Below are 15,526 nucleotides of genomic sequence, written 5' to 3'. Positions count from 1 at the left end.
TTAAAAGTTTTTTAAATATTATACACTTTTTTAAAGAGTAAAAACTCAAACCACTTCCTAATTTCTATAAGAAAGAACGCTATAACAAATACCAAAAATGGATACATCCAATCTTTAAAAGATATTGGGACACAATGAAGAAAATCTGGGAAGAAGTATATTATGGCAACCTGAATAGGTAGCCCTATGAAAGTTGTTACTATAAATATGTAAGGGTTCGCCTTAAAATTTTCTAAAACATTGTAGAAAAAAGGTAATTCTCTTACAGACTGTAAACCGTTTGCCCATTGAAAAAATATTGAATTTAGAAATGTTAATGTTATAGCCACATCTAAAAAGGTAGTTTTTAGAAGATAATAAAATATTCCTATTATTATTAACCCCATTAGCGTAGAAAAATACAAAACTCTAAAGATTTGAATTTTATCAATAAACCATATAGAAAAAGTTTTAGGATTTAGTTTAAATATCCAAACCTCTTCTTTTGTTAAAACTAATGGTTTATCTTGAATTCCATCTGTTACCAAGTTTATCCAAAGAATCTGGGTCGCATACAGAGGTTGTGGAAGTGCTAAAATAAACGCAAAAAATAGTATAAGTATTTCACCTATATTTGTCGAAAGCAGATAATGGATTGTTTTTCTAAGGTTATGAGATATTCTTCTACCAATTTTTATAGCATCTACTGTAACCGATAAATCTCTTTCTAAAAGAATCATTTTTGCCACGGATTTTGTTGCTTGTGAACCTTCATTCATAGCTACTCCTAAATCAGCAGCTTTTACTGCAGGCATATCGTTAACCCCATCTCCCATCATTACAACCTGTTCACCAGATGATTGTAGTATTCTAACGATTCTGTACTTATCCTCAGGTGTAGATCTTGCAACTACTGAAATGTTGTAAAGCAAATTCTTTAATTCTTCATCTGTGTACTTTTCTAAATCTTTACCTTCTAATGTTAATTTTCCTTCTTCGTGTATGCCCACCATTTTAGCAACAGATATGGCTGTCTTTAAACTGTCCCCTGTTATCATAATAACTTTTATTCCTGCCTGTTTAGCTGCTTTTACAGCATCTACTGCAGTTTGTTTTGGTGGGTCTAAAAATCCTATTAAACCTATCAAATTAATTCTTGCTTTATTAATATCATCTATAGAATGATCTAAAATTTGATAACCAAAAGCTAAAACTCTTAATCCACTTTCTGCCATTTGGTCGTATTTTGATTTTAACTTTTCTACATCTTCTTTATTTATTGCTAACTTTTCTAAAGACTCAAAAGCACCTTTTATAAAAAGGATGTTTTTATTCTCTACTTTATGGATAGAGGCCATAAGCTTGAGTTTTGTATCAAAGGGATAAAGCCATATCCTTGGGTGTTTTTCTCTTATATCTATGTAATCATAACCATTATCCTCAAGCCATCTTAACATAGCTATTTCTATTGGGTCTCCTCTTTCTATCTCTGAATCATTACACAGAGTAAAGATTAACGGCACTATATCCTTATCAAGAGAGTATATTTCTTCAACCTTTAACTTATTTTCTGTTATAGTTCCTGTTTTGTCTGTACAGATAAAGGTTGCACTACCTAAAGATTCAACAGCTGGAAGCTGTCTTATAAGAACTTTCTTTTTATACAGTGTTATTGCACCGATTACTAAAGCTATCGTAATTACTATAGGAAGACCTTCAGGGACTGAAGAAACAAGTTGTGCTATTACAAGCATAATAAGATTTTTTAAATCTTTTCCTTGAAGTAGTCCTATAACAAGAATAAAGGATAGAATAATTATAAGTGTGATTATTAACTTCTTAGAAAAATTCCCTATAGCCCTTGTTAAAGGTGTTTCTCTTTCTTTAACCTTTAACTTACTGTATATTCTGCCCATCTCTGTGTTTAGTCCAACAGCAAAAACAACAGCTTTACCAATACCTTTGACGACGTATGTTCCACCAAATCCTATATTTTCTCTTTCGTATATTGGTGTATCTAAAGGTAAGATTTTCTCCGCATGTTTTTCTACAGGTATAGATTCTCCTGTCAGTAGAGATTCATCTACTAAAATGTTATTTGTTTCTATAAATCTAACATCTGCAGGAATAACATCACCTTCTCTAAGAATAACAATATCACCTACAGTTATGTCTTCAGAAGATAGTTCAACAGTCTTTCCATCTCTTAAAACTTCTACTTTTGGAACTGACAGTTGTAAAAGGTCTTTTATCTTTGATTTTGCTTTATACTCTTGATAAAAACCTATCATCCCATTGATAAAAACGATACCAACAATAAAGTAAAAATCTTTCAAATCTCCCATATAAAGGGCTATAAACGATGCCACTATTAGTATGAGAATTAAAGGATTTGTAAACTGCCTAATAAAAATTTTTAATAAACTTTCTTCTTCTAACTCTATTCTGTTTTTACCGTAAATCTTTAATCTCTTTTCTGCTTCTTCAGTAGATAACCCATTTATTGAAGACTTTAGTTCTTTTAAAACTTCTTCTACACTTTTATTATGCATCGTTTTGTTTATCTTCTTTTTCTCTCTGGACACTTTCTTGATTTTTCTTTACAAACCACATACTTGCTCCAAACATCAAGGCTACTCCTACTATAATAACGATACCTTCAATAAAAGAGTCTGCATTACAAAAAACACCAAATGAAGAGTATGGGTCGCACTGTTTTAGGTTTGAGATGTCTAACGGATTTTTTTCTTCAACTTTTAAAATAATGTTTAAAACATCCATTTTTTTACCTCATAAATCAATATTTTCTGATAGTGCTTTTGTTGCTTTTAAAAGTTGTTTTTGACCTACTTTTGCGTACCTTGCCGTTGTAATAGGAGAAGCGTGTCCTAAAAGTTCTTGAATTACTCTTAGCTCTGCTCCCGATGCCAAGGCTACTGTCGCAGCTGTGTGTCTTAACTTGTGAGGGTGTAAAGAAATGGCAATTTTTTTACCAATGTCTTTTATCTTTCTCCAAAGTGTGTGATAAGAAATAGGAAATATTGGTGTTTTACTGTCAATGTAAGGGGTTACTTCTTTTAGGTATTCTAAAAGTATCTGTAAAGGTCTGCCTGTAATTGGGACTTCTCTTTCTTTGTCTCCTTTGCCTACAACTCTTATGTAGGCTATGTCATCTTCTTTTAATCCTTCTTCTACTGCTTTGTCAACAGAGAATGTCTGTCCTTGTCTTTCTATTAAAATATTTGATTTTTTTATGTTTAGGAGCTCTGAAGACCTAAGTCCTGTTGTTAGAAGAAGTACTACAATAGCTTTGTCTTGAAGGTTGTCTATATTTTTTAAAAGTGTTTTTATTTCTTCGTTTGAAAGAGAAGAAGGTATTCTTTGAGATATTTTAGGTCTGTGGGATTTTGTGATAGGTGATACTTTTACTAACTCTAAATCTATAAGGTACTGGTAAAATGAGTTTAAAGTAGCAAGTTTTCTTGCTATTGTAGAAGATTTTTTCCTTTGAGATTGTAAAACCATACGAAATTTTGCAACGTCAGACTTTGAAACAAGTTCTACTTCTTTATCTCCAACTATTTTTATAAATTGTTTTAAATCTACACTGTAATTTTTTATTGTGTTTGGAGATTTATCCGCTATGTAAGACAGAAAAAGTTCACAGCATTCAGAAAACTTCACCTCTAACCTTCCCACCTTTTATAGAGATTGTGTTCTACTTCGAAAATGTCTAAAACTTTTCCTATAACAAAGTTTATCATATCATCTACTGTTTTTGGTTTGTGGTAAAAGGCAGGAGATGCAGACGCTACTATACCACCTGCAAGCATCACTTTTCTCATATTTTCAACATGGACAAGGGAAAAAGGCATCTCTCTTACAAGAAGTAGAAGTTTTTTCCTTTCTTTTAGCGCAACATCACAGACTCTCTGGATAAGGTTAGAACTTATTCCATTTGCTACAGCTGATAGTGTATCCATAGAACAGGGAGCTACTATCACACCTTCTGTTTTTGTCAAGTATGAACCGCTTGATATGGAAGCTCCTATATTTTGGTTTGATATAACCTCTACATTTTTGTTTAAACTTTTTAAAAAACCTGTTTTGTTTATACCTTCTTCTTTTTCCATTACAACGTAAGCTGCGTTTGATACAACAAGATGGACAAAGTGATTTTTAGAGAGCTCCTCAACTAACCTTTTACCGTATACAAAACCACTTGCTCCAGTTATACAGACAACAAACTTTTTCATAACTCATATGATAACACAAATTGGAGAATTTCCTTTATCAAAAAACTTGACAAAAATCATATTTTATTTTATAGTTAAATTACCATAAAATTTAACTTTAAATTATAGGAGGTGCGCCATGTTTGATTACCCGATTTTTGAGATGCCCGTTTTAGGGCATAGGCTCATCTTTGCTATTGATGCTATTTTGCACGTTTTAATTTCCCACGGTGCAGCGGTAGGAGGTAGTATAGTACTAGCTTTAACCCAATGGTACGCTATTAAAACCAACGATCAAAAGCTCTACGACCTTACTTACAAAATTTTGTTTGTACTTTTTGTAGCAGCTACAGCTATAGGTGCTTTGACAGGTATTGGTATATGGATTCATGCAAACATAATAGACCCTCCGGCTATAGGATCGCTTCTTAGAGTTTTCTTCTGGAAGTGGTTTACAGAGTGGATTGTGTTTAACGTTGAGTTAATTTTTCTACTTTTATGGTTCTTAACTTGGAAAAGCTACGGATGGGAAAAAAGGCACGCAAACTTAAAGTTTGGAGTAGTTTACGCGGTAGCATCATGGCTAACAATGGTAATAATTACAGCAATACTTGGATTTATGCTTACTCCTGGAAACTGGTTAAAATCAGATTTCCCTGCACAACCAGATTATTTAGCATCACTGTTTAATCCAAGCTGGATACCATCTTTGATGTTTAGGACTTTCTTTGCAATAGGATTTGCTGCTGCAATATCGATGTATTGGACTTGGTGGTTTACAAGGAATGATTTAGATTTGAGAGAGAAAGCGGAAAGATGGTTTGGTAGAATTGTACTGGCAACAATACCAATAACAGCAGTATTTGGTCTTTGGTACTATGCTCAAATTCCTCCAGAAGCTAAATCTCTAATGTTTGTAGCAGGTCTTACAACAAAGTACATAGGACATAAAGAGATGCTCATAATAGCATTGCTTGGTGCCTTTGTTTTAATATTAGTTGCAGTATTTGCATTTTATATAAAGCCAAAAGCAGTCCCATTTGCTTTAGCTTCTTTAATGATGGTATCTTACGTTTTTTTAGTTGCAGAGTTTGAAAGGATAAGAGAGTTTGTTAGAAAACCTTACATAATATATGGTTATATGTACGCTCATGGAATAAGAAACTTTGATGTTGCACATTTAAACCAAGTTGGAGTGTTAAAGTATGCATCTTTTGTTCCTCCTCAGTACAGGACTATAACTGAAGAAAACAAAGTAAAAGTAGGAGAGTATTTATTTAAACTTGAGTGTAGAGTTTGTCATTCTGTTAACGGTGTAAACGCAATAACTAAAAAAGTTAAAGGTCTTGGTGAAACTGCTATCTATTACAGAATAGGAACTTTAAACTCACCAGCTACACCTTTTATGCCACCGTTTGTAGGAACGGACGAAGAAAGAAAAGCTTTAGCAGCTTACCTTTCAACTTTAGTTAATCAAAAAGAAACTATAACAGCAAAAAACAATACAGGAGGGCTTAACAATGAATAATCCAAATAATCCAGTATTTAACTATCTACCCCACGACATTCCATTACCACTACCTACAGGTGGTATGGATGTAATATTAGTTCCTGTATTCCATATTCTTTTGGTAGTATCGTTTTTAGTACACATTGTATTTATTAACGTACTTTTAGGATCTTCAGTACTTTCTGTAATAAATAACTGGATTGGGCATTTAAGAGGAGATAAAAATTACGACAGAGTGGCCTATTTACTAACTACACCTGTCACAATAAGTGAGAATATGGGAGCTCTTTGGGGTGTGGCACCACTTCTAATTGTATCTGTTATGTACACAGCCTTTTTCTACTCTGCATCTGTTATGAACTCTCCACAATGGCTTCACATAATCTGGGGAAACGTAGTGGCATTCTTAATATCCTACTTGTATAAGTTTAGCTGGCATAAACTTGAAAACCACAAAGCTCTTCATATAACAATAGGAGCTATTGCTGCTATACTCTTTTTATCACTTCCACCTGTGTTTATGTCTACCGTTCAGCTGTACCTTACCCCTTCTACATGGACTCCTAATACTCACTTTTGGGATGTTGTTACAAGACCAGATGTTATTTTCAGATTAGCACATTTTTACCTTGGAGCTTTTGCAGTAAACGGTATGTTTATGCTACTTTATGGTATTTATAAAAGGAATAAAGGTCAAGATTTAGAAGCAGCAAACATACTTATTAGACAAGGAAAGGCATGGTTTGTAGTTCCAACTGTAATTAACTTGTTTGTAGGAACACTTGCATTCTTCCAATTTCCTAACTACGGAATTGAAAGCTTCTATTCAAAAGGTTTTGAATTATTTATAATCATAGCAGTAATATCAATACTTGTAGCTCTTGCTATAATGCTAAAACACTTTCTTAACGATAACATACCTACAAAAGCTGTTTATGCCGCAGCTGGATTTTTAGCAATCACTCTTGTATTTATGGGACTTACAAGGCACGGTATGAGAATATCTCTTTTAGAACTAGCTATAGCTCAAATGCAGAAAAACACTCAAGAATATTTAGCCCAAGTAGAAAAAGATTACAAAGAAGCAAAAAGTAAGCCTACTGGAATATCCGTTGCAGAAGCTTCACATTTGTCTGAAGGTGAAAAGTTAATAGCCAAAAATGGCTGTACTGCCTGCCACTCCGTAGACCAAAAGATTGTAGGTCCAGCATTTAAAGAAGTTGCAAAGAGAGGATACACACCTGACAAAATAGTTCAGCTCATATACCAACCACAACCTTCCAACTGGCCAGGATACCCTCCAATGACTCCCATGACCAACGTTCCAAAAGACGAAGCTGAAAAAATTGCCAAGTGGATAACAGAACTAAAATGACAGAAAAGTATTGGGGCTTTTTGCCCCTTATTTTCTCAGGTATTTTACAGGTTTTTATTGGTTACATTCTTTTTAGATTATCAATAGAATATGAAGGAGATTTAAGGATTTTCTTTAGATTTTTACTGTTTATTTATATCCTTTGTGAAACTTTCCATATAGGTTATAACCTTATTTTATTTTACGCTGCCACTTGGTAGTTGTGTTTTCTCTTTTGAACCACACCTCCATTTAAAGGGGTTTGTATGCCCCTCTTTTTATGTTATTATATCTTCTATGAGAGATTTAAGACCTACTTCTAACTTAGTATTACAGGCAATTTTTAATATCCTTTACTCTGTTAAAGGTAAAGATTTTTTAGACCTTTTTGCTGGAACAGGACAGGTAGGAATAAAAGCTCTGGAAAAAGGGGCAAAGTCTGTAGTATTTGTTGATATAGAGAAAAAAAGGATTGAAGATATAAAGAAAAAAGCAAAAAATTATGCAAATACTAACTTTATAGTCTCTGATGCCTTAAAGTTTCTGAAAACAGCCCAACCCTTTGACGTAATCTTTGCAGACCCTCCTTACGATTATAAATTTTATGATAAACTTATAAAGTTGTCTTTTGATACTTTGAAGGAAGGCGGCATTTTGATAGTAGAACATAGGTCAAACAACGATTTAAGTAATATACTACCAGATGACTTTTTAGAAAGTAGAAAGTACGGAGACACGGTAATATCTTTCTGGAGAAAGGAATGACAACGAAGGTATGTGTGTATCCTGGAACCTTTGATCCTGTGCATTTTGGTCATCTTGACATAGTAGAGAGAGCACTTAACATATTTGAAACGGTTGTTGTGGCAATAGCAGAAAACCCAAAGAAAAAACCATTTTTTTCCCTTGAAGAAAGAATAAAAATGTTTCAAGACGCTGTAAGTAAGTATAAAGGAAGAGTTATAGTAGAAGGTTTTTCAGGTTTACTTGTTGATTTTATGAAAAAGTATGATACAAAGATTATAATAAGAGGTGTTAGACTGTTTACAGATTTTGAGTATGAACTTCAGATAGCTATGACAAATTACAAGTTAGATAAAGTAGAGACATTTTTTATGATGCCACAGCAGGAACTTATCCATATAAGCTCTACCATAGTAAAAGATGTAGCAATACACGGGGGTGATGTAAGCAGTATGGTTACCCCATTTGTAAAAAGCATGTTAGAAGAAAAGGTAAAAGCACTATGGGAAAAGTCTTAACTATTTTATTAGCCTTTATTTTAACTGGTTGCACAGTTAAAGATTACCACGTATATAAACCAGAAGAAAAAAAAGTAGTATGCTTTAAAGATTTAGTTATAAACTCTCCAGAGCCTACTTTAAAAGACATTCTTTACAGAAACATAAGCGACGGAGTTCTACAGTCAGGAAACAAACTTGAATGTGGAGAAAAGACAAATTATAATCTTTATGTAGCGTTAAACAGTATAAACTTTTACAGTATAGGTTATTCACCTTCTCAAAGAGCCAACGTTTATGCAGTTGAAGTAAATTTAAATATAAAGTTAGAAGACTTAAAAGGCAACATTTTGACAGATAAAACTTTTAGAGAAAAAACCCATTACGTAGGAACAGGTTTAAGGTCTGACTTTGAAAAAAGATACGCATTTGAAGAACTTGGAAAATTAATTAAAATAAGGGTACTTTCAATACTGTCAGAGCTATGAACGAGATAAAAATACAACAACTTTTAAAAGAGTTTAACTTATCAAACTTAAAGCCGTTAATACTCATATACGGCAACGAAGAGTTAACAAAAGGACTGTTTTTAGAAAAAGTAAAATCTTCAACTCCTTCAACAGTTTTTTGGGGAGACAGTCTCGACTTTAAAACACTTCTAAACGAGCTTGGGACAAAGTCATTATTTCAAACAGAAAGAACAATAATAGTCAGAAATTTTGATGAGTTTGTCAACAATTTAAAAAAAGATGAAATAAAGCTATTTTTAGAAACACTAAAAAAAGTAAGCCTGCCTACAAGATTTATAATGGCTTGCTCTTTTGATAAAATACCTTCCTCTGAACCTTACAAAACGATAGTATCTTTATCAGATATCTTAGTATCAAGTAAGCTTACACCATCAGGATTTTACACATCTATAAAAAACAAACTAAGCAGAGAAGGTAAAAAAATATCAGAAGAAGACTTAAAATACCTTGTATCTCTGCTTAACAACGACCTTACACTGGCTAAAAACGAGATTGAAAAACTACTTTTATACACAGCTGATAAAGATACTATAACAAAAGAGGATATAGACGCAGTAATCACGCCAAAGTTTGAAGATAATGTATTTATCTTTCTATCTCAGTTTTTCAAAAAAGATAAAACTGCTTTAAAAATACTATTAAACCTGATTGAAAACGGCTCTCATCCTTTTGAGATTCAAAGTCTAATTTTATATCAGCTTGAAAAGACCCTTTACTTTAAATCTTTAATTGAAAAAGGTATAGACCAAGAAGAAGCATTTAAAAAAGTTGGAATAACAGCTCCTATACAGAAAGCAAACATCTTAAACATACTGAAAATGTTAAAAGATGAAGACCTTGAAAGATTAATAAAAGGTCTTTACACTTTAGAAATACAACAAAAAGTTTTCTTCCAAGACCCTGTAGAAAAGTTAACAGAGTTTGTTATTAAAAATCTGATAAAATAATTTTGATGGAAAAAGCAAAACTTCAGCTTCAAAACATTGAAAAAAGTTTTAAAGGTAGAACCGTTGTTGCAGGAGTATCTTTATACGCAGAAGAAGGAGAGATAGTAGGACTTCTTGGACCAAACGGAGCTGGAAAAACCACAACCTTCAAATGTCTTTTAGGATTTTTAAAACCAGACAGGGGAAATGTAATACTAAACGGTGAAGATATTACCAATCAGCCTGTATACGAAAGAGCTAAAAAAGGTATCAGCTTCTTACCTCAGGAATCATCTATATTTAGAGATTTAACAGTTTGGGAAAACCTGATGATGTTTTTAGAGTTTCAAGACATCTCTCCAGTTGAAAGAGAGAGAAAAGCAAAAGACCTTTTAGAAGAGTTTCACATTTTACACTTAAAAGACCAGAAAGCATCAACCTTATCAGGAGGAGAAAGAAGAAGGTTAGAAATAGCCAGAAGTCTTATAATAAACCCTTCTTTTTTACTATTAGATGAACCGTTTGCAGGAGTAGACCCTGTATCAGTAAAAGAGATAAACTCTCTTATAAAGTCTTTAGTAGAAAAGGAGATAGGCGTTATAATCACAGACCACAACGTAAGAGAAACACTTAAAATAACAGATAGAGCTTATATAATAGCCCACGGCAAAGTGATAGCTGAAGGAACTCCTAAAGAAATAGTAGAAAACGAAGAAGTAAGAAAAGTCTTCTTGGGAGAAGACTTTGTTTTAGTTTAATAGTTATCTTCTTGTTTTCTATACTCCATGACCATTTCAATAAAAAGTAAGATTATAGATATGGCGTTTGCAACAGCAGCTCCTACAGCAAGTCCTATTGCTAAGTCTACGTGAGTTTCAGAAAAGTAAAGTATAGCTGCAGGAATTAAATGAAGGTCTGCAACTAACGCTGTTGCTAAAAGCTCTGCAGATAGAATTTTTTTAGCTCCAAACTTTAAAACAGTTGCTATAAGATTTACACCGATAGCAATAATTAGCTGATAAGGGTCATGACTAAAGATAAACCCAATATTTGAAGTCAAAGCCAAGAATATAAAAAAGTCTGACCAAACTTTTCCCCAGTTTATCAAGACTCAACCTCCTGTGGTTTATTTATGTAAATTTTCGCTTTTTCAACGTTAACAGGTTTGCCAAGTAGTAATAGAGTTTCTCCTGCTTTTATAATTGTATCACCACTTGGAGCGATATCCATTTTTCCGTCAGGTTTAACTATAGCGACAATAGTAGTATTAGTATTTTTCCTTAAATGTATGTCCTTTAAAGCTTTTCCCACTATCCAAGAGTTTTCATCTACGTAAACTTCTGCAATATCTATATCTGTTCTCTCGCCAAAAGCTATTTTGTTTAAAAAGTTGGAAACTATAGGAGAAGGTGGATGTAATACTAGCGATACTATTCTTTTGCCTATTGTTTGCTGTGGAACGATAACCTCATTAGCTCCAAGGAGCTTCATCTTTTCTGCAGACCCTTCTGTAGTTGCAGTAGCAAAGATGTAGAAATTATCTTTATCAGGTCTTATTAGCCTTGCTGTTACTATTACCGCCAAATCCTGAGTATTCTCTTCAAAAGCTGTTATCAAACCCTTTGCCCTTTCTATAAAACATCCGAGTAAAACAGCCCTTTTGTGTGGTTCATCAAAAACGTAATAATTTGGATTAAACGCCTGTATCTCTTGTTCTTTACTTCTATCAGGTTCAATCAGTATAAATGGTATTTTTCTCTTTTTAAAGTCTTTCATTATCTCTTTTGTTATCTCATTAAAGGGAGTAATTATAAAGTGGTCGTTTATCTTTTCCATATCTTTATACATCCTCCAGTATCTGTATATTTTATCAAGGTTGCTTGTAGTCAGAACTTGTATTGTTTTAACAAGTCCATACATGTATCCTAAAGGAAAAGCAATTATAATAAAGACTGCAGAGAGGAGTCTGTTCATTATAACATTTTCACTGTATCCTTCTGTATATCCTATAGTTGAAATAGATATCACCGTATGGAAAAAGAAATTTACAACACTTTGTCCATCGGATTTATTATTTGCTATCATAAATATGAGGACACCAACCATAGTTGTAAATATAACTATCATTAAAGGGAGTTTGAGTTTTCCCAAAACATCATAAAATTGTTCTTCGTAGATGTATCTGTAATTGATAGGTTTTACTTTTCCATAGTGTGGAATTTTTTTATTTTTCATTTTTTTACCAGTTTTCAAGTAGATTTTTTAACTTTTCTTCTTTATCATACCACCTTCCAATCATCTTGGCAACATACTTTCCAAGAATGTCAAACTCTATATTTACAACATCTCCCACTTTTCTATATTTAAGGTTTGTGTTTTCAAGGGTATGGGGAATTATGTTTAAGTCTATAACATTTTTGTTTAGATAATTTATAGTTAGGCTTATTCCGTCTATTGCGATAGACCCTTTTTCTATTACAAGATTTTCATACTCAGGTGGAAAAGATATTTTAAAGTTTGTGTGGCTTCCAAGTGGGGTTATAGATACTATACTTCCTGTGGTATCAACATGTCCTTGAACTATGTGTCCTCCTAGTCTAGATTGTGGGGTCAAAGACCTTTCAAGGTTTACATAATCTCCAGTTTTTAAAAAGGAAAGATTACTTCTTTTTATAGTCTCTTGAGACACGTCAAAACTTACGCTTTCTTTATCCATCTCTACAACTGTTAAACAAACACCATTTACCGCTATACTATCTCCTAAAACAGTTCCATCTAACACTTTTCTACAGCTCACAACCAACCTTATTCCATCAGAGTTTTTTTTAATACTTTTTATCTTTCCTACTTCTTCAATCAACCCTGTAAACATATTTTACTCCTCCAGAGCTTCGTATATAACATAGTTTCTTAGTACTTTTTTAACATAATCCCTTGTTTCATCATAAGGGTACATCTCTATAAACTCTGCTAAATCTCTTGGCTTTTTATTTTCTATAAATTTTTTTACAGCATTTTCTCCAGAATTGTAAGATGCAAATACGTAAATAAGTTCTCCATCAAACATACTGATAAGCCTGTTTAAATACCACAGGGAAAACTTTATACTTAAATCAGGATTAAAAAGGTCGGTAATGTCAAAGTTATCAACCTTTAGATTTTCAGCTGTCCACTTGGCTGTTTTAGGGATAAATTGAGTAAGTCCTACAGCGTTAGACCAAGAGATAGCGTAAGGGTCAAAAAAGCTCTCCTGTTTTATAACAGCGTAAGCTATATTTTCCAACTTTTTATCTTCTACTTTTAAAAATGGTTTTACATAACTACACAGTGAATTTTGACCAAAACACTTTACAGTAATCTCTGGCATTATGCTGTAAAGCCTCTCACAAGGGTTTGTTTTAATGTAATCGTTTCCTTCTATGTAGGCAAGTTTATACTCATTTTCTCTTAACTGTTCTATTACTAAAGCTATACTGTCTGTGTCTAAAGAGCATCTTCTGTTTTTAAGAATATCTGGTTTGATTTTGTTTTTATAGTAAATAAGTGCAAGATAGGGTGTAATATCTTCTACTTTTAACTGAGTTTTAGGGACAGTTAGCTGATTTTCATTTAACAAAGATTCCCAGTAAAGTATCTTATAAGGGTCTTTTGAGTATTTTTTATACTGGTCTAAGTAATAACTTGCAAGGTCTTTTTCTCCTTGAGTGTAATTGTATAAAAACATCAGCCAAGTCAAGTCTGGGGATAGAGTTTGAAAGTAGCTTTTTAAAAGTTCTACATACATTAAAAATAAGTCATAATTTTGTCTGTAAAACTCTCCCTTTGCCCTTTGAGTTAAAAACTCTTTGAGTTTATCCAGCTGATTTTTTTCAATAAGGTAGTTAATATAACTGTTTTCATACTCTTTGTTAAAGCTTGAAACCAATTTTAAAGCCTTTTCATAATATGGACTATCTTGGCTTATACTTAAAAAGTAGGATACATCTTTCGTTAATCTTAAAAGGTAGTAGTTAATAGCGTTTTGGTCTTCTAATGTATAAATTAAATATTTAACTTTTTCGTAATGTCTATTTTTTATACAGCTTTCTACAGCTTTTTCCTTATCTTCTTCTGACAGCTGAGGGTATAATTCTAAGTATGCCTTATAGCCGTAATATGTGTAAGTAAATTCAGTTGCAAGGTTTATTAAAGCTTGCTTATCTTTTTTTACTTTTGAGTAGATGTAAAGGTAAAACGGATAGTCTTCTTTTAGAAAGGCTTTTTTATCTGCTTGGTCTATAAACTTTTCTGCCTTTTCTAAGTTTCCACTGTAATACAAAAAGGAAGCTACTTTAAGAGCTACATAACTACTTAGAGCAAAATTTTTGCTATCATTAATAACTGAGTATGCTTTATCTAAGTCAATCTTTTCAAAGTCTGATTTATACAGGTCTAAAATCTGGTCATAATCTGCATAAGAAAAAAATACTGTGAAAAGTATTGATAAAAGGATTTTTTTAACCATCTAACTTCTCAATGATGTATGGAATTGGGTGTGGGAGTTTCTCTAACTTTATGTGTAAATCTTTATTAGTTCGTGGATGTTTAAATGCCAGACTGTAGGCGACAAGTGCGTGATAGTTAAGAATATCTGACAGCTCTACCGCTAACTTTGAACCTAATTTACTTTTTTTAAATCCGTAAACTTCATCGTTTAAAAGTGGATGTCCTATAGCTGAAAAATGAACTCTTATTTGATGTGTTCTTCCTGTATGAAGTTTTATGTCAACCATTGTAAGGTTATGTTCCTCCCATCTTTTTTCAACCCAGTACTCCGTAAGGGCATCTCTTAGATTTGTTGCTACTATTCCCATCTTTTGTCTGTCGTATATTGACCTTCCGATAGGTAAATCTATTATACCGTGGTCTTTCTTTACAATGCCTACCACGATTGCTTTATATTTTTTATCTATTTCTCTGTTTTGAAACATTTTTTGGAGCTCTTTGTGGGCAAACTCTGACTTTGCAACCACTATTAAACCTGCTGTATCTTTGTCAAGTCTGTGGACTATTCCTGCCCTTTCTTTTCCCTGATACATAGATACATTCTTAAAATGATACAAAAGTGCATTTACAAGGGTTCCACTTGTGTGCCCTACTGAAGGGTGAACTACCATTCCTGGAGGTTTATAAACAACCGCAAGATCTTCATCTTCATAGTATACGTCTAACGGTATATTCTCTGGGTTTATTTCTAAAGGTTGTGGTGGTGGTATAACGACATTATAAATTTCCCCAGCTTTAACCTTTAAAGAAGGTTTTTTAACTGGTTTATCTTCCTTTAAAATAAAGCCTTTTTCTATCAAGTCTTGATAGTAAGACCGAGAATACTCTGGATAGACTTTCGCTAAAAACTGGTCTAACCTTAATCCTATGTATTCTTCATTTACTTCAAATGTTATAATCTCTTCCATTATTTACATTTTAAGCAAAAATGAGATAATTTTCAAACTTTTCAAAGAAAATATTATTTTTCATATACTTATACAAATAAAACAGAGTTTTAGACTTAAACATATTCAAAAATTACTGCATAAAAAGTGTGCAATAAAACAATGTTATATTAAAAATTGCTCATTTATCAATTTCTATACTACTAAATATAAAGCTATTAGAAAAATTTTAATCAAACAATGTTTTATTTTATATTAAAAATTTGACAATAAAAGCATTTTCAGTAAAATACTGTTTTATTTTTCATAATAAAACTAT

Annotated in this window: 16 protein-coding genes; 7 read left to right on the top strand and 9 right to left on the bottom strand. The window is 32.6% G+C overall.

Annotation, left to right across the window (positions count from 1 at the left end; translation table 11 throughout):
* Positions 1–11: 11 nt before the first annotated feature.
* Genes Q385_RS0104475 through Q385_RS0104460 form a run of 4 tightly spaced genes read right to left on the bottom strand, consistent with a single transcriptional unit; the run spans position 12 to position 4,235 of the window.
* Positions 12–2,531 (bottom strand): cation-translocating P-type ATPase, encoded by a 2,520-nt coding sequence (locus tag Q385_RS0104475; protein ID WP_028950517.1) that lies wholly within the window; start codon positions 2,529–2,531, stop codon positions 12–14.
* Complete coding sequence (locus Q385_RS0104470; RefSeq protein WP_028950516.1) at positions 2,524–2,760, bottom strand: hypothetical protein; 237 nt, start codon at positions 2,758–2,760, stop codon at positions 2,524–2,526. The genes Q385_RS0104475 and Q385_RS0104470 overlap by 8 nt, the downstream gene beginning before the upstream one ends.
* 9 nt (positions 2,761–2,769) lie before the next feature.
* Positions 2,770–3,663 (bottom strand): tyrosine-type recombinase/integrase, encoded by an 894-nt coding sequence (locus Q385_RS0104465; RefSeq protein ID WP_028950515.1) that lies wholly within the window; start codon positions 3,661–3,663, stop codon positions 2,770–2,772.
* A 2-nt stretch (positions 3,664–3,665) separates the two neighbouring features.
* Positions 3,666–4,235: a UbiX family flavin prenyltransferase gene (locus Q385_RS0104460; protein ID WP_028950514.1), complete on the bottom strand. Its 570-nt coding sequence runs from the start codon at positions 4,233–4,235 to the stop codon at positions 3,666–3,668.
* Between the two features lie 118 nt (positions 4,236–4,353).
* On the opposite strand from Q385_RS0104460, the gene Q385_RS0104455 reads away from it, so the two are divergent.
* From Q385_RS0104455 to lptB, 7 genes are all read left to right on the top strand, one after another.
* Positions 4,354–5,742, top strand: a complete 1,389-nt coding sequence (locus tag Q385_RS0104455; RefSeq protein WP_028950513.1) for a c-type cytochrome — start codon at positions 4,354–4,356, stop codon at positions 5,740–5,742.
* Entirely contained in the window at positions 5,735–7,099 is a 1,365-nt protein-coding gene (locus tag Q385_RS0104450; RefSeq protein ID WP_028950512.1) for a c-type cytochrome, read from the top strand. The genes Q385_RS0104455 and Q385_RS0104450 overlap by 8 nt, the downstream gene beginning before the upstream one ends.
* A gap of 276 nt (positions 7,100–7,375) precedes the next feature.
* A complete protein-coding gene (locus Q385_RS0104440) occupies positions 7,376–7,843 on the top strand; it encodes an RsmD family RNA methyltransferase (protein ID WP_028950510.1) in 468 nt (155 codons plus the stop codon).
* A complete protein-coding gene (gene coaD, locus Q385_RS0104435) occupies positions 7,840–8,340 on the top strand; it encodes a pantetheine-phosphate adenylyltransferase (protein ID WP_028950509.1) in 501 nt (166 codons plus the stop codon). Before Q385_RS0104440 ends, coaD begins: the two co-directional genes overlap by 4 nt.
* Positions 8,325–8,807, top strand: a complete 483-nt coding sequence (locus Q385_RS0104430; RefSeq protein ID WP_028950508.1) for a hypothetical protein — start codon at positions 8,325–8,327, stop codon at positions 8,805–8,807. Before coaD ends, Q385_RS0104430 begins: the two co-directional genes overlap by 16 nt.
* Positions 8,804–9,796 carry a DNA polymerase III subunit delta gene (holA, locus tag Q385_RS0104425; protein ID WP_028950507.1) on the top strand — a complete coding sequence of 331 codons (993 nt, stop codon included), beginning with the start codon at positions 8,804–8,806 and terminating at the stop codon, positions 9,794–9,796. Before Q385_RS0104430 ends, holA begins: the two co-directional genes overlap by 4 nt.
* Before the next feature lie 5 nt (positions 9,797–9,801).
* Positions 9,802–10,533 carry an LPS export ABC transporter ATP-binding protein gene (lptB, locus tag Q385_RS0104420; protein ID WP_028950506.1) on the top strand — a complete coding sequence of 244 codons (732 nt, stop codon included), beginning with the start codon at positions 9,802–9,804 and terminating at the stop codon, positions 10,531–10,533.
* On the opposite strand, the gene Q385_RS0104415 is transcribed toward lptB, so the two are convergent.
* From Q385_RS0104415 to Q385_RS0104395, 5 genes are read right to left on the bottom strand one after another with little or no spacing between them, the layout of a single operon-like run.
* A complete protein-coding gene (locus Q385_RS0104415; protein ID WP_028950505.1) occupies positions 10,530–10,883 on the bottom strand; it encodes a DUF6394 family protein in 354 nt (117 codons plus the stop codon). The genes lptB and Q385_RS0104415 overlap by 4 nt on opposite strands.
* The gene (locus tag Q385_RS0104410) at positions 10,880–12,010 is read right to left on the bottom strand and encodes a potassium channel family protein (protein ID WP_037919653.1); all 1,131 of its coding nucleotides are present in this window, start codon (positions 12,008–12,010) and stop codon (positions 10,880–10,882) included. The genes Q385_RS0104415 and Q385_RS0104410 overlap by 4 nt, the downstream gene beginning before the upstream one ends.
* A gap of 4 nt (positions 12,011–12,014) precedes the next feature.
* Entirely contained in the window at positions 12,015–12,647 is a 633-nt protein-coding gene (locus tag Q385_RS0104405; protein ID WP_028950503.1) for a riboflavin synthase, read from the bottom strand.
* A gap of 3 nt (positions 12,648–12,650) precedes the next feature.
* Entirely contained in the window at positions 12,651–14,279 is a 1,629-nt protein-coding gene (locus tag Q385_RS08870) for a lytic transglycosylase domain-containing protein (protein ID WP_037919627.1), read from the bottom strand.
* The gene (locus tag Q385_RS0104395; protein WP_028950502.1) at positions 14,272–15,228 is read right to left on the bottom strand and encodes an RluA family pseudouridine synthase; all 957 of its coding nucleotides are present in this window, start codon (positions 15,226–15,228) and stop codon (positions 14,272–14,274) included. The genes Q385_RS08870 and Q385_RS0104395 overlap by 8 nt, the downstream gene beginning before the upstream one ends.
* Positions 15,229–15,526: the final 298 nt, after the last annotated feature.

This window comes from Sulfurihydrogenibium subterraneum DSM 15120 (genome assembly GCF_000619805.1).
GTDB classification, from domain to species: domain Bacteria; phylum Aquificota; class Aquificia; order Aquificales; family Hydrogenothermaceae; genus Sulfurihydrogenibium; species Sulfurihydrogenibium subterraneum.
Note: the sequence above shows the minus strand (reverse complement) of the source record. Positions and strands in the feature narration are given on the sequence as shown.

What these genes read in the sequence shown, in the direction of transcription:
- Q385_RS0104475 (WP_028950517.1), bottom strand. Translation starts at nt 2,531, where the DNA reads ATGCATAATAAAAGTGTAGAAGAAGTTTTAAAAGAACTAAAGTCTTCA.
- Q385_RS0104470 (WP_028950516.1), bottom strand. Translation starts at nt 2,760, where the DNA reads ATGGATGTTTTAAACATTATTTTAAAAGTTGAAGAAAAAAATCCGTTA.
- Q385_RS0104460 (WP_028950514.1), bottom strand. Translation starts at nt 4,235, where the DNA reads ATGAAAAAGTTTGTTGTCTGTATAACTGGAGCAAGTGGTTTTGTATAC.
- Q385_RS0104455 (WP_028950513.1), top strand. Translation starts at nt 4,354, where the DNA reads ATGTTTGATTACCCGATTTTTGAGATGCCCGTTTTAGGGCATAGGCTC.
- Q385_RS0104450 (WP_028950512.1), top strand. Translation starts at nt 5,735, where the DNA reads ATGAATAATCCAAATAATCCAGTATTTAACTATCTACCCCACGACATT.
- Q385_RS0104440 (WP_028950510.1), top strand. Translation starts at nt 7,376, where the DNA reads ATGAGAGATTTAAGACCTACTTCTAACTTAGTATTACAGGCAATTTTT.
- coaD (WP_028950509.1), top strand. Translation starts at nt 7,840, where the DNA reads ATGACAACGAAGGTATGTGTGTATCCTGGAACCTTTGATCCTGTGCAT.
- Q385_RS0104430 (WP_028950508.1), top strand. Translation starts at nt 8,325, where the DNA reads ATGGGAAAAGTCTTAACTATTTTATTAGCCTTTATTTTAACTGGTTGC.
- holA (WP_028950507.1), top strand. Translation starts at nt 8,804, where the DNA reads ATGAACGAGATAAAAATACAACAACTTTTAAAAGAGTTTAACTTATCA.
- lptB (WP_028950506.1), top strand. Translation starts at nt 9,802, where the DNA reads ATGGAAAAAGCAAAACTTCAGCTTCAAAACATTGAAAAAAGTTTTAAA.
- Q385_RS0104410 (WP_037919653.1), bottom strand. Translation starts at nt 12,010, where the DNA reads ATGAAAAATAAAAAAATTCCACACTATGGAAAAGTAAAACCTATCAAT.
- Q385_RS0104405 (WP_028950503.1), bottom strand. Translation starts at nt 12,647, where the DNA reads ATGTTTACAGGGTTGATTGAAGAAGTAGGAAAGATAAAAAGTATTAAA.
- Q385_RS08870 (WP_037919627.1), bottom strand. Translation starts at nt 14,279, where the DNA reads ATGGTTAAAAAAATCCTTTTATCAATACTTTTCACAGTATTTTTTTCT.
- Q385_RS0104395 (WP_028950502.1), bottom strand. Translation starts at nt 15,228, where the DNA reads ATGGAAGAGATTATAACATTTGAAGTAAATGAAGAATACATAGGATTA.